Origin of the sequence: Corynebacterium simulans, from assembly GCF_001586215.1 — a bacterium.
In the GTDB taxonomy this organism is placed as follows: domain Bacteria; phylum Actinomycetota; class Actinomycetes; order Mycobacteriales; family Mycobacteriaceae; genus Corynebacterium; species Corynebacterium simulans.
Genome location: NZ_CP014634.1, coordinates 109062 through 122970, shown reverse-complemented (window position 1 = coordinate 122970; position 13909 = coordinate 109062). Strand labels below are relative to the sequence as shown.

At 57.7% G+C, this 13909-nt stretch carries 11 protein-coding genes; 5 read left to right on the top strand and 6 right to left on the bottom strand.

The features are described from left to right. Positions 1–10: 10 nt before the first annotated feature. Both WM42_RS00565 and WM42_RS00560 read right to left on the bottom strand, forming a co-directional pair. Entirely contained in the window at positions 11–1375 is a 1365-nt protein-coding gene (locus WM42_RS00565) for a PFL family protein (protein WP_062035069.1), read from the bottom strand. 2 nt (positions 1376–1377) lie between these two features. Beyond that, positions 1378–1647, bottom strand: a complete 270-nt coding sequence (locus WM42_RS00560) for an ACT domain-containing protein (RefSeq protein ID WP_062035067.1) — start codon at positions 1645–1647, stop codon at positions 1378–1380. Between the two features lie 37 nt (positions 1648–1684). Here WM42_RS00560 and WM42_RS00555 point away from each other — a divergent pair, with 37 nt between their 5' ends. Next, the gene (locus WM42_RS00555; RefSeq protein WP_062035065.1) at positions 1685–2353 is read left to right on the top strand and encodes an SDR family oxidoreductase; all 669 of its coding nucleotides are present in this window, start codon (positions 1685–1687) and stop codon (positions 2351–2353) included. 5 nt (positions 2354–2358) lie between these two features. Here the strand turns inward: WM42_RS00555 and WM42_RS00550 are convergent, their stop codons facing one another. Both WM42_RS00550 and can read right to left on the bottom strand, forming a co-directional pair. Then, positions 2359–2931, bottom strand: coding sequence for a TetR/AcrR family transcriptional regulator (locus WM42_RS00550; protein ID WP_062035063.1), 573 nt, complete (start codon positions 2929–2931; stop codon positions 2359–2361). Positions 2932–3085: 154 nt separating this feature from the next. After that, a complete protein-coding gene (can, locus tag WM42_RS00545; protein WP_235591279.1) occupies positions 3086–5902 on the bottom strand; it encodes an aconitate hydratase in 2817 nt (938 codons plus the stop codon). A 394-nt stretch (positions 5903–6296) separates the two neighbouring features. Here can and WM42_RS00540 point away from each other — a divergent pair, with 394 nt between their 5' ends. From WM42_RS00540 to WM42_RS00530, 3 genes are all read left to right on the top strand, one after another. Next, on the top strand, positions 6297–6794 hold the full coding sequence (locus tag WM42_RS00540; protein WP_062035061.1) for an Rv1476 family membrane protein: 498 nt from the start codon (positions 6297–6299) through the stop codon (positions 6792–6794). Positions 6795–8557: 1763 nt separating this feature from the next. Continuing rightward, a complete protein-coding gene (locus WM42_RS00535) occupies positions 8558–10486 on the top strand; it encodes a DIP1281 family NlpC/P60 protein (protein WP_062035059.1) in 1929 nt (642 codons plus the stop codon). 30 nt (positions 10487–10516) lie between these two features. Beyond that, complete coding sequence (locus WM42_RS00530) at positions 10517–11590, top strand: ferrochelatase (protein WP_062035058.1); 1074 nt, start codon at positions 10517–10519, stop codon at positions 11588–11590. Between the two features lie 6 nt (positions 11591–11596). Here the strand turns inward: WM42_RS00530 and WM42_RS00525 are convergent, their stop codons facing one another. Continuing rightward, positions 11597–12364, bottom strand: coding sequence for an Rv1486c family protein (locus WM42_RS00525; RefSeq protein WP_062035056.1), 768 nt, complete (start codon positions 12362–12364; stop codon positions 11597–11599). A gap of 33 nt (positions 12365–12397) precedes the next feature. On the opposite strand from WM42_RS00525, the gene WM42_RS00520 reads away from it, so the two are divergent. Then, positions 12398–13240, top strand: coding sequence for a DUF3097 domain-containing protein (locus WM42_RS00520; RefSeq protein ID WP_062035054.1), 843 nt, complete (start codon positions 12398–12400; stop codon positions 13238–13240). Here WM42_RS00520 and WM42_RS00515 read toward each other — a convergent pair. After that, positions 13237–13809, bottom strand: coding sequence for a hypothetical protein (locus WM42_RS00515; RefSeq protein WP_062035052.1), 573 nt, complete (start codon positions 13807–13809; stop codon positions 13237–13239). The two genes, WM42_RS00520 and WM42_RS00515, sit on opposite strands and share 4 nt — an antisense overlap. Between the last annotated feature and the right edge of the window lie 100 nt (positions 13810–13909).

The following is a 13909-nucleotide window of genomic DNA, read 5'->3' as shown; positions in this document are numbered from 1 at the left end:
CCACACGCCATTAATTGCGGAATCCGTGGACCGGGGCGGGGATAAAGCCGCCGCGGTTGACAAACGTGGAGTTTCCCACCTTGTTCACGGGGATGACCGGCGCATAACCTAGCAGGCCGCCAAAGTTGACCTCGTCACCGATTTCCGCATCCGGAACCGGGATGACGCGTACTGCGGTGGTCTTATGGTTCATCACACCGATGGCGGCTTCATCCGCGATCATGCCGGCAATAGTTGCCGCAGAGGTATCGCCAGGAAGCGCAATCATGTCGAAGCCGACCGAGCAGATTGCGGTCATGGCTTCCAGCTTGTCCATGGAGATGGCACCGGAACGCACTGCGTCGATCATGCCCTTGTCCTCGGAGACCGGGATGAAGGAACCCGAAAGGCCGCCGACGCGCGAGCATGCCATCATGCCGCCCTTCTTCACGGCGTCGTTAAGCAGTGCCAACGCGGCTGTCGTGCCATGAGTACCGACCTGGTCAAGGCCCATGTGCTCCAGAATGTGTGCCACGGAATCGCCGAGCTCGGCGGTTGGCGCCAGGGAAAGGTCAATGATGCCGAAGGGAACGCCAAGGCGCTCGGAGGCCATGTTGCCCACGAGCTGGCCAGCACGCGTGATCTTAAACGCGGCCTTCTTGACCTCCTCGGCAACCTGATCCAGGGTGGCACCCTCGAGGTTGCCCAACGCACGGTCAACTACGCCGGGGCCGGAAACGCCCACGGAAACCACGCAATCCGGTTCCTCGATGCCGTGGAAGGCACCCGCCATGAACGGGTTGTCGCCCACGGAGTTTGCAAAGACCACCAGCTTGGCGCAGGCGATCGCCGACTGATACTTGGTCAGTTCGGCGGCCTCCTTGATGACTTCACCCATGCGCTTGGCTGCGTTCATGTTGATGCCCGCGCGGGAGGAGGCAATATTCACCGAAGAACAGACCAACTCAGTTGTGGAAAGCGCCTCGGGAATGGAATTGATAAGGCGCTTTTCCGCAGTGGTGGCGCCCTTTTCCACGAGAGCAGAGTAACCACCGACGAAGTTCACACCGGTCTCAGCCGCTGCGCGATCGAGCGCATTGGCTACCTCGACTGGGTCGCCGTCGACCCCAGCAACGATCAGGCTGACCGGGGTCACCGAGATGCGCTTGTTCACGATCGGGATGCCGAGCTCTTGCTCGATGCCTTCGCAGACCTCAACTAAGTGCTTGGCACGCTCGGTGACCAAGTCATAGACAGCCTGTGCTGTAGCGTCCATAGAAGAGCGCGTGCAGCTAAGCAGCGAGATGCCCATGGTGACGGTACGGATATCGAGACGGTACTTATCGATCATCTCGATTGTGTCGAGGATGCTTGCAGTATTGAATCGATTGAGCATATTTAGATCTCGTTCATCGCTGTAAACAGCGCCTCGGATTGAACGCGGATGGACTGGTTAATGTCTTCACCCACCTTGTTCATGGCCTCCTGAATCTGCTGAATCGTAACCTGCGATTCATCGAATTCCACGCGCAGAATCATCGTGAAGAAGCCAGACATCAAGGTCTGGGAGACGTCAACGATGTTGACTCCAAGTTCAGCGAGACTGGTTGTAACAGAAGCGATAATTCCGGTGCTATCCGCACCGGTAACAGTCATGATGGCAATCATGGATTAAATTCTATCGCCTTTCACGTACGGTGGGGCCATGACTTTGACGAAAAAGAAAGTACTGTACATTGGCGGACACGGAAAGGTCGGTCTGCTTGCCACCCCGAAGATGGTCAAAGCGGGCCACAGCGTTCATTCGCTGATCCGCTCCGAGTCCCAAGTGGAAGAGATTGAAAACCTAGGCGCTACCGCAGTGCTGAAGGACATCACAAAAACCAGCGCGCAAGAATGGGCTGAGCTCTTCGCAAACTTCGACGTCGTGGTGTGGGGTGCCGGTAACGGCGGACGTGGCGGCGCAGACCTTACCTGGGCTGTAGATCGCGATGGCGCAATGGCAACTATCGACGCCCTAGAGCTGCTCAAAGCAGAGGGCAAAAAGGTACCTGATTACGTGATGATCTCCTACGTTGGCGCAACGCACAACGAGACCGATCCCAATGATGAGTCTTGGTACGCCTACGTTGAGTCAAAGAAGGCGGTAGACAACCGCCTGAATTCTTCTGAACTGAACTATGTCATCCTCGGCCCTTCTGCGCTTACGGAAGAGCCAGCGGGCGGCATCGAGGTAATCGAGGATACGAATCCTCACGGCCAGACTAGCCGTGAGCTGGTTGCCGAGGTGATTACTGAAGTTGTTGGCCGCGAGAGCCTTCCGGCTAGCCCGTTGGCTTTCATCGATGGCGAGAATCCAGTCAGCAGTATTTAAGCCGGCTAGGCACCCGCTTTATCTTTACGGATGGTTTGCTCCACGAGGTCTAGCACAGCGCTAAGACCAGCGTGGTCACCGAGAGCCAGGCGGGAAATGAAGCCATCCATGAAGGTCTCGAGGTAGAGCACCAACGTGTCCACGCTGACGTCGTCGCGCATTCGACCTTCCTCAGCGTTGGACTGTAGGCGGGCACGGACTGCGTCGGAAAGCACCGATTGTTGGTCCACCCACCGCGCGCGGAACGAAGGATCGGTCCGCAGCAGCGATGAGATCTCCAACCGAGTAGCCAGCCAATCGTGGCGCTCTGGGTGGCGGAGCATTTCACTCATTACTTCGACCAAGCCGTTATTCGCAACGACCTCCGCCTGGCGGGCAGCGTCTTCACGCGCCAGCGCCAAGAACAATGACTCTTTGTCGCCGAAGTGGTGGAAGATGGCGCCGCGGGACTTGCCCGTGGCCTCTTCTAGAAGGCGGACCGTAGCTCCCTCGTAGCCATGCTCGGCGAAACACTTGCGTGCACCGACGAGGATGTCATGTCGACGTCGGTTGAGCTCAGCATCACTCACGATGGGCATAGAAAATCCGTTTCTTCTAGATGGCAAGTTAAAAATATTAAGTTCTAACCGGAGCTTGGATTCCCCTGGTCAAGTCTAAAAGGGGGACCGCAAGATAACTTGCGGTCCCCGCTCTACCTAGGGTTTTACCTAGGAATTAGATGGTGTGAAGACCTTAAGCCTTAACCATCTGGCGCAGCACGTACTGCAGGATGCCGCCGTGGCGGTAGTAGTCGGCCTCACCCGGGGTATCGATGCGGACCTTAGCGTCGAACTCGACGGTCTCGCCAGATTCCTTGGTAGCGGTTACGTGAACCGACTTCGGGATGCCACCCTCGTTGAGAGCAGAGATGCCTTCGATGTCGAAGGTCTCGGTGCCATCTAGGCCGAGGGACTCGTGGGACTCGCCCTCTGGGAACTGCAGTGGGATAACGCCCATACCGATGAGGTTGGAGCGGTGGATACGCTCGAAGGACTCGGTAATGACAGCCTTGACGCCAAGCAGGTTGGTGCCCTTAGCAGCCCAGTCACGGGAAGAACCGGTGCCGTACTCCTTGCCAGCGATAACAACCAGCGGGATGCCAGCTGCCTTGTAGTTCTCGCAAGCGTCGAAGATGAAGGACTGCGGTGCGCCTTCCTGGGTGAAGTCGCGGGTGTAGCCACCAGCAACGTCGACCAGCTGGTTCTGCAGACGGATGTTGGCGAAGGTACCACGCATCATGACCTCGTGGTTACCACGACGGGAACCGAGGGAGTTGTAGTCCTGACGCTCAACGCCGTTTTCATCCAGGTACTGAGCAGCAGGGGTGCCCGGCTTAATGGAGGAAGCAGGGGAGATGTGGTCGGTGGTGACGGAATCGCCCAGCTTGGCAAGAACGCGAGCGCCCTTGATGTCCTCGACTGGGGTCGGCTCTGCCGGCATGCCGTCGAAGTACGGTGCCTTGCGGATGTAGGTGGAGTCCTCGTTCCAGTCGAAGGTCTCGCCCTCTGGCACATCGAGGGAGCGCCATGCATCGTCGCCCTTGAAGACGTCAGCGTAGTCAGCCTCGTAGAGCTCGCGGGAGATTGCCTTCTGGATGGTGTCCTCGATCTCCTCGGAGGAAGGCCAGATGTCCTTCAGGAAGACATCATTGCCGTCCTGATCCTGACCCAGAGCCTGGGTGTCGAAGTCGAAGTCCATGGTGCCGGCAATAGCATAAGCGATAACCATGATTGGGGAAGCCAAGTAGTTCATCTTGACGTCTGGGGAGATACGTCCCTCGAAGTTACGGTTACCGGACAGGACTGCGGTTGCAGCCAAGTCATGCTCGTTGATGGCAGCGGAGATCTCCTCCGGCAGCGGGCCGGAGTTGCCGATGCAGGAGGTGCAGCCGAAGCCGGAGAGGTAGAAGCCCAGAGCCTCAAGGTCCTTCCAGAGGTCTGCACGCTGGAAGTAACCGTCAACAACCTGGGAACCCGGTGCACAGATGGTCTTAACCCATGGCTTGGAGGTCAGGCCCTTTTCAGCAGCCTTGCGGGCGATGAGGCCAGCGCCAACCATGACGGATGGGTTAGAGGTGTTGGTGCAAGAGGTGATAGAAGCGATTGCAACCATGCCGTGGTCCAGGGTGTACTCGCCGCCCTTCGGGGAGGTGACGGTAACTGGATTGGACTGACGGCCGGAGCCGCCCTTAGCTGCGGACTCGCCGTGGCCCTCGCGGGAGTTGTTCAGACCGCCGGTGACGTCAACGAGCGCCTCGTCAGCGTCGCCCTCGGAGGTCATGCGCTTTGCCTCAAGGGAGGACTCGTCAACGACGACGTCGCCAGTTGCGTAGGTAGGCAGATCCTTACGGAACTGTTCCTTTGCCTCGGACAGCAGGATGCGATCCTGTGGGCGCTTCGGACCGGCGATGGAAGGAACAACGGTGGACAGGTCCAGCTCGAGGTACTCGGAGTACTCTGCCTCTGGAGCGTCCTGCTCCAGCCACATGCCCTGCGCCTTGGCGTAAGCCTCGACGCGCTCGATCTGCTCCATTGGGCGACCGGTGAGCTCGAGGTACTTGATGGTTTCCTCGTCAATCGGGAAGATTGCGGCGGTGGAGCCGAACTCTGGGGACATGTTGCCGATGGTTGCGCGGTTAGCCAGCGGAATGGACTTAACGCCATTGCCATAGAACTCAACGAACTTCTGGACAACACCGTGCTCGCGGAGCATCTCGGTGATGGTTAGAACGACGTCGGTTGCAGTAACGCCGACTGGGATCTCGCCGGTCAGCTTGAAGCCGACAACGCGCGGGATAAGCATGGAGACCGGCTGGCCGAGCATTGCAGCCTCAGCCTCGATGCCGCCAACACCCCAGCCCAGGATGCCCAGGCCGTTTTCCATGGTGGTGTGGGAGTCGGTACCGATACAGGTATCTGGGTATGCGACACCGTCGTTGTCGAAGACGACGCGGGACAGGTACTCGATGTTGACCTGGTGGACAATGCCGGTTCCCGGTGGGACAACGCGGAAGTTGGAGAAGTTCTCAGCACCCCAACGCAGGAACTGGTAGCGCTCCTGGTTGCGCTCGTACTCAATTTCAACGTTCTTCTCGAGCGCTTCTGCGGAACCGAAGGCCTCAACGATAACGGAGTGGTCGATGACCATCTCTGCCGGGTTCAGCGGGTTAACCTGCTCTGGCTTGCCACCCAGAGCGGAGATTGCCTCACGCATGGTGGCGAGGTCGACTACACACGGAACACCGGTGAAGTCCTGCATCAGCACACGTGCCGGAGTGAACTGGATCTCGGTGTCCGGCTCAGCGGACGGATCCCAGTTAGCAAGTGCGTTGATGTGATCCTTGGTTACATTCTTGCCGTCCTCGTAGCGCAGCTGGTTCTCAGCAAGCACCTTCAGGGAGTAAGGCAGCTTCTCCAGGCCAGCGACTGCGTTGATGTCAAAGTAGTCATAGGACTTGCCGTTGACGTCAAGAGTCTTCTTGGCACCGAAGGAGTTTAGGCTTTCAGTCACAGGGAGCTCCATTCCTTGTTTGTCAGAACAAAAGTTCATGGTTTCCAGCTCTACCGCCTTAAAGGTAAGCCGCCACTTTCCATGTTCACATATATGGTTCACATATATATGAGGAATAAGGCGCTTGCGTTTAAGGCCAAGGCGCTGGAAACGAGAAGAACGCGAAGGTTCGGAAACCAGTCTAATGGTTTCGACCGACGACCGTGTCAACTATAACAGTACGAGCGTTCTGTTTCATCTTTTTGGAAAGTTCCGCGCGTCACATAGGCGGTCCCGATGATGGCAGCGATACTTTATAAATCGAAGCTGCTCGCTCACGGGCGCCCATGGGTTGCTATTTATAGGGTGGGTTACGGCAAGGCAGCATTAGCAACCGAAGTGGAGGAGGGGAGCAATGAGTGTGGAAAGCGCCGAATCTCCGGTGATTGATATCGCTGACCTCGCCGCGCAGCTACGTGCGGATGGCTCCGCCTTTACTAATGCGGACCTGGCCAACGATCAATCCGTTCAGGACTCCATTTCTGCGGCGTTGCATGCCGGCCATGGCGTTGCTGTTGTGGATGACTACACCGCCACTGCGGCAGAAAGCCGCAACCTTGCCGTCGATCTTCAAAATGCCACGGGATTAGATACCGTCATTGTTCAAGTGCCTTCGCATGTCTCTGCCGTGAGTAGCTCGCTGTCGCGTGCGGAACTGGAAGCGGTGCAACGCAAGATTCCTAGGGGTATCGATCAGGTTGAGCTCCTTGAACGCTTTTATGATGGCATAGATAGGTTTGACGTCCATTCGGTGTTTCTCACCGCCATTATGATGGTGCTCGCGCTCGCCGTTGCTTGGATAGCTTTCAGGTCTGCATCAAGGCGTGAAACGCGTTCCGAGAAAATGGGCTAGGCCCAACGGTGGGACGATTGTCCGCCGAACCTCGGTTCAACCGAAGCTCGAAGATTTCTCTCGTTTTCAGCGTTTCGGAAACTATGAGACTTAGATTTGTTCGAAAAACTATCCCCAGAACCTGAGTGAACCGTCGGGGTCACCGGGTGCCGAATGAGGGGAACCGTGCGGTTGCAATCAACCCGAAAGTTGGCCATTAAATTTACCGATCTGGCTACACCTGAGCCATCGATCTCGCGCGGATCTGGACCTCAATCCGTTGGGAATTTGCCTCCCATTTAACGCTGGGCGAGGCGATCGTTTTGCGCCCTTTAGTTAAAGCGGAAACCAATCCATGCCCATCTGGCGGCTATGGGATTGTGGACATCTGGGCGCCGGCGGATGTCGAAATTGGTCTGGCGAGTGTCAAATTCCAAGAGTGGGGTAGGGGATCTAGTCAACCACCCTGACTTGACAAGCGGTGGGGGAGGGGCTGCTAAAGGGGGTTTGCGTGGAGATTTCACTAGTAGTGTGATGAAACACACAATCACGGGAAGGTAACAAAATTATTGCAGGTTGGCTGCCTTTGTAACGTCATGTGGCGCGACTTGACTGGAGTGAATTTTGAGGAAAGTGTGCGCGACGGTGTGTCGGTGACGTATGGTTCAAATATCGACTCACGGGTTGATTCTTGTTCCATACGTTCATGGGCCAAGCCTTGACTCTCAATCGAGATGACACACGGGTATGTGGGGAAGCACGCCACGAGTGGAAATCGCGGGATTGAGGTTCGCCGCCTGGCTCACGATGAGCAGATGGGATGGGGCCTAGTTGTTTGAAGCCCTGACGCATAACGCTTTAAGGCGCGAGCCTTTAACTCTGTTGCGTGTCGGAGACAGCGGCGTCGTAAAGCAGCGCTGGCTTATTTCGAACACACCTGGCACCCCAAGAACGATTCGTCGAAGCCGATTCCAGTGTTCGAATTTTTTAAGAATTGACACACCCACATTCCGATTGGGGACAAGCAAGCCGGTTGGTCTTGTCGTCGCCTCACCGGGTGCCGGTGCAGCTTCAGCCTTCTGGGGCGAGAAGCTTCTGCGGGTTCTCGGTAAGGGGATGGCAATGTGATCGGCATAGCGAGTTACTCGTAGGGCTAGCTTCGTGCGGCCCGTTCAAGGTTCGTGGATTTTGCTTTCCGCCCTCCCGACCGCGCGCAAGCGCAACGGAATTGCGGCGACGGCAGGCCACGGATTTTAGAGCGGTTCATACGGGGTTAAGGCGCGAGTTCAACACAGCATTGCTTCTCCCGCGCCCGTGATCGGCGCATAAACGTCACGCATTTTCACCGTAAGCACAACCTGCCTAAAGGTCGTACTGTCAGGGCAGTGTACGTATCTAACGCGTATATCTGCACCTATTCCAGGCGGCCTGGTGCCGGGTAACGTGCCCCTAGCTTTTGCCATTGTGCGATTAGGCAAAAGAGATTAAAGGGGTGCGCTAATTAAGCCATGCGCTTTTAAGCTGGCTTAAGCTAAGTCCCGGGCATTCCTAAATCTAAATCAACAGTGCAAACCCGCTAGCTTTCTGCCAGCCAGTTCTCCGACAGGCACATCTGTATCTTGTGCCGAGGTAGATGCTCTACGTCTACCTCGCTGGTCGCAGGCGAGAACTCTCGTAGCTTCTATCGGGTTTGGCTGGGCTGATTGAGGCCGATTGTGTAGGGATGTGCTTTTGCATGCCGTGAAACGATTCGGCGAAGTGTGGGTGTCTAGGAGATACTTCTCGTGGCCACCATCTTTAAGTACGGCTCCCGGCGTCTGAAGACGCTGTTAGTCACCGTCGCAACCACCGCGACGCTATCTACCGTTTCCACCCTTGCTCCGGTTGCCGCCCAGGCGGAAGAACCGGTCAACATCCAGTCCTTGCTTTCCTCGAAAGATGCATCTGTCGCTGACCTTGCTGGCGCCATTGCCACCATTGAAGAGCAGATTGCGAAGCTCGAGGGAGAAATTGGAATGCGACGTGAGGCAGTAAACCGTGCCTTGGTCGACCTCCAGGACGCGCGTACGGAAGCCGCTCAGGCTCGCCGTGGCACCACTGCGGCGCGTGGTGAACTCGATTCCGCACAGTCGGAAGTCGAAAAGGCTCAGAAGAAGCTCAATGAGCTTTCGCGTACTGCTTATCGCCGTGCCAATACTTCTGACGCTGTCTCCACGGCTGCGGGAAATGATGCGCGCGGCGACATGCTGGAGCGCCAAACCTATCTGCATACGCAAGCCAAGGATCAGCAGGCGGTCTTGGATCGGTTGGAGCGAGAGCGCACCGAGAAGGCGAACAAGGAATCGCAGCTTCGCAAGACCCAGGAGTTGGCACAGCTGCGCGAGGAAAAAGCTACCGAGGCTGAAGCTCAAGCGCGTCAAACCCTGGAAGAAAGCCAGTCGAACGTGGCCGAGTTTTCCTCCGAGCGCGAGAGCTTGCTAAAGCAGCGCTCCCAGGTGCAAGATGCACTAAATCAAGCCAAGGGGCTAGATACAAACGAGTCTAAGGCTGCGGAGCCCGGCTCAAACGTCAAGTCAAATGACTTGACAAAGAGGGAAGCTCAGACCTCTGGCGCGGCTACTTCGCAGGCGCCGGCAGCAGGCTCCCAGGAGTCCGCGGTGGCTTCCACTGAGCAGAACGCATCCGCATCCAACACCGCTAACGCGGCGGCAAGCACTGCTGCGGGCGCGACGCAGTCGGCGTCGGAAAGCGCTTCTGCGAATGCTAATGCCAACGGTGGCGAAGCGGCGGCTGCTTCTGGCGTTTCCGCGGCGGAGTCATCTACATCTGCTACCGAGTCTGCTTCGATGATGCAGGGAGGGGAGCCGGAGTCCGTAACTCGGGACTTCCGTGCGGATAAGTCTGGCTCGCAGCTTAGCGCGAGCGACGTCCAGAAGGCAGCGGAGGCGGCCCAGGAGCTGTCTTCGGATCCGAACGTGCAGAAGCTTTCCTCCGAAGGATTCAGCATGCAGGGTTCTTCCGTCGACTCCTCGACACTGGCGCTCGCGGGCACCGCAATCGGTGCGGCTGCCGCGATTGTTGGTGCGGCCCAGCCAAATCATACGGGCTTGACCCAGGAGGAGCTGGACTCGCTGGCGCAGGGTTCTTCGCAGCTAGCAGCTCTCCAGGGCGGCACCACCAGCAACACCGAGGACGATGAATTGACCGGTGAGGTCTCTGACGTCCTGGGCGAGTTGGACACCACGGATGATGTCACGGAAAAAGCAACGAGTGCGCTTGGCGATGCCGACCGCAACGCGAAGATTGAAGCGGTCATCGCCCGCGCAAAGTCCCAGATCGGCATGCCCTATGCCTGGGGCGGTGGCAACGCGAACGGCCCCACCAAGGGTATCCGCGACGGCGGCGTGGCTGACTCCTACGGCGACTACAACAAGGTCGGCTTCGACTGCTCTGGCCTTACGATGTACGCCTTTGCCGGTGTCGGCATCTCCTTGCCGCACTACACCGGCTACCAGTACCAGAAGGGTACTCAGGTCCCAGCTAGCGAGATGCAGCGCGGCGATCTTATCTTCTACGGGCCCGGCGCAAGCCAGCACGTAGCTATCTATCTTGGCGACGGCACCATGATTGAGGCCCCTCAGTCTGGATCTAACGTTCAGATTTCTCCTGTGCGTTGGTCCGGAATGACGCCTAATGTCGTGCGCCTCCTCTAAGCCCCAACCTTTGGTTGGTAAAGTTGCGGTATGACTGACGCACAACAGCTTGCCTGCAACTACGACGCCCTCCTCGTTCTTTCTTTCGGTGGCCCGGAAGGAAACGAGGAGGTCGTTCCGTTTCTAGAGAACGTTACCCGCGGGCGCGGCATTCCACGTGAGCGCCTTGAGGTAGTGGGCGAGCACTATTTTCATTTCGGCGGCGTAAGCCCGCTCAACAAGCTCAACCGCGAAATCATCGATCACGTCGAGCAGGAGCTGAAAAAACGCGGACATAATCTACCTGTCTACTTCGGTAACCGTAATTGGCACCCATTCGGCACCGAAACAGTGGAGCAGATGGCTGCTGACGGCGTCCGTAACGTTGCAGTTCTCGCAACCTCTGCGTGGGGCGGTTATTCTGCCTGCCGCCAGTACGACGAGGATATTCGCCAGCTGCGCGAGCACCTCGCGGAAAAAGGCCTGCCGGAGATTGAGTTCACTAAGATCCGTCAGTTCTACGATCACCCGAAGTTCATCGCGGAGATGACACAGGCGGTAAAGGACGCCTACGCCAAGATCCCCGAGGGCAAGCAGGTACGCATGCTCTTTACTGCGCATTCTGTACCTACCGCGCACGATAACGTCGGTGGCGGCGAAGGCGATAAAAATATCTACTCCCGCCAGGTTGCCGAAGCCTCCCGTCTCGTGGCAGAAGCCGCAGGTGTAGCTGACTATGACTTGGTCTGGCAGTCGCGTTCCGGCAACCCAAAGACCCCATGGCTCGAGCCCGACATCGTCGATCATACCACTGAAATCCATGACAAGGATGGCGTTGAGGCGGTCGTCGTTTGTCCGATCGGCTTCATTTCCGACCATATGGAGGTTGTATGGGACCTCGATACGGAGCTTAAGAACGCGGCCGACGAGATGGGCGTGCTCGTTGAACGTACCCGTACCGCTGGCCCGACCGATTCTTTTGCATCGATGATCGTGGATCTTATTGAGGAGCTCGAGCAGGATAAGCAGTGGGAGAGCATTGGCAACGTCACCGTTCAAGGCTGTACTACCAACGGCGCTCCCTGCGCTGAGGGCTGCTGCGATATTTGGTCGCTGCGTAAATAATGGCCCTTAGCGGCTGAAATCCGAAAGCGCGTGTGCAACGCCCGCCATACGCGCTTGACGGATATGCCGCCACAGACCTAAAAGGTGATGATCGAAGCTGTGATCGTTCATTCTTTCCGTCACGGTTTCGATAATCGCGCCCACGCGGTCTGCACGGGAGAAAAGCTTCGCGGCCCGCGGTGATACTGTTCGTGGAAGTCCCGGTGTGTCATAAAAATCGCTGAGACTGCCCACGGTTAGCCGTGGATTATGCAAAGCATCCGATTTGTAGCCCGCAGCTTCGATGAGTAGTGCGGCTTGGTTGGTTGCCTTGCTGAGCAGCTCGTCAGCCTCGCCGGGGCTCAGCCACGCAGGCGCAGGCAAGGGCAGTTCCTCCTCAAACACGTGCCAAGTGGTGCTGGAGTTTCCATAGTGGGGCACGAGCACTAAGTGACGGCTGCGATTATTGATGCGCACAACGATTGTGCCCGCATCGCTTGCGGCCGCCGCCTTCCATGACTTCGAGCCTGCCGGCAATAGCGGGGACTCACCCGGCCCGGAAAGGACAAGACGCAGCACGGGCTCGCACTCGCCGTTTTGCACAATCTCGGAAGTTTCTGCCCGCAGGTAAGCTAGCAAATCCACAAAGGGTGCTTCATCCTCCATCACCTGCAAGCCGCCGAGCTCCTGCATCGCATCCAAGAGATCGTCCGTGGACTCGTGTCCCCACAGCCAGGCGCCCAGCCAGACTGCGGTGTTTTGTAAAGGAGACCAAACCTCGGCGCGCATATCCATGACGGCAAAGTTTAGTAGATAGACTTTTGGCCCATGAGTATCGATCCATACGGCGGCGACATCTTTGCAGGCCATAAGCGCGCACAGAAGAAGGAGTACCCAAAAGTTCCAGCAGAACCTGGAATGGTTGTTGAGGTACGTGGCGACGACTTTGTCGGCGCAGTGATGGGCGTGGACAAGACCGTGTTTGGTCAAGTAGTCCGCCTCGAGGATCGGTACGGAAACGAGCGTGTTTTCAACTTGGTGGAAGGCGGCTTCCTGTTGAAGGGGCAGCCGGTTACCCTGACGCGCTACGTCGAAAAGCAGGCCCCGCAAAAGTCCAACTCCGGTTCGCGGCGGGTGGCCAATGTTGAGGCAAAGGTTGCGGCACCCTCGCGCATCTGGGTTGAGGGCATTCACGACGCCGCGATTGTGGAGAAGGTCTGGGGCCATGATCTGCGCGTTGAGGGCGTGGTCGTGGAATACCTGGAGGGTCTAGACAACTTGGAAGAACGTCTCGCTGAGTTCCAGCCTGGCCCCGGCAGGCGCGTCGGCGTTCTGGCAGACCATCTAGTCGAAGGTTCTAAGGAAACCCGCCTTACCCAGAGTGTGGGCGAGCACGTGCTGGTAACGGGCCATCCTTTTATCGATATTTGGGCGGCAGTAAAGCCCGAGCGTCTGGGTCTTCGCGAATGGCCGGAGGTGCCATACGGTGAGGATTGGAAGACGGGCATCGTTAAGCGCGTGGGCTGGTCTGACCCGAAGGAAGGCTGGAGCCGAGTTTATACCGCCGTCAATACGTTCCGGGATCTAGATCCGACGCTGATTGGGGCAGTGGAAAGGCTGGTCGATTTCGTGACTACGCCCGAGCTTTCGAAAGCTGACCTCGGATATTAAAGGGTATCGGCGCGTTCAATGATGTTGACCGCCAGCTGCCAACCCGCCATCTCGGCGGCCCAACCAGCGGCCTGTAGACGCTGCGACATTGCCTGCTTGGAGATACCGAGTTCCTCGGCTGCCTCATTCTGATTTAGCCCAGCGCGCACTAGCGAGGTTGCCTCGCGGCCCTCAATCGTGCGCTTGTGGAGTACGAATCCAAGCAAGGCAAATGTGGCGGCAATATCGTTTGCTTCCGAAGCGCGCCCTCGCTTGCTGATCTTGGCGTATACCTGGCCCGCGCGCGCCGAGCCTTTCAGCGCGGCAGTGGCCACCTGGCGGGCAGCGTCTTCGTCGCCGCTTGCTCCGGGGGATACGCCGATGCCGATGGCCCAGTCGCCGTCGGCAAGCAGCGCCATGACAACGTCACACACGGAGGACGCAGAGTGCGCCACCGCGCAGATGTCCTCGACACCCAGGACGTGGAACTCACCGACTCCGTCGAGCGTGGAAAGGGCGGTGGCGGATCGCTGCACCAGTTCCGCGCGGCGTACCGAACGGCCGCGATAACGTGCGTGTACAGCGAGCATTGTGCCTCCTAGGGTCGAAGAATATTCAAAGCGAAGTGCTAATCAGCATAGCGTCCATAAAGTCTATAGGTGAAACTTGACTCGCCGGTCTTTGGCTTTC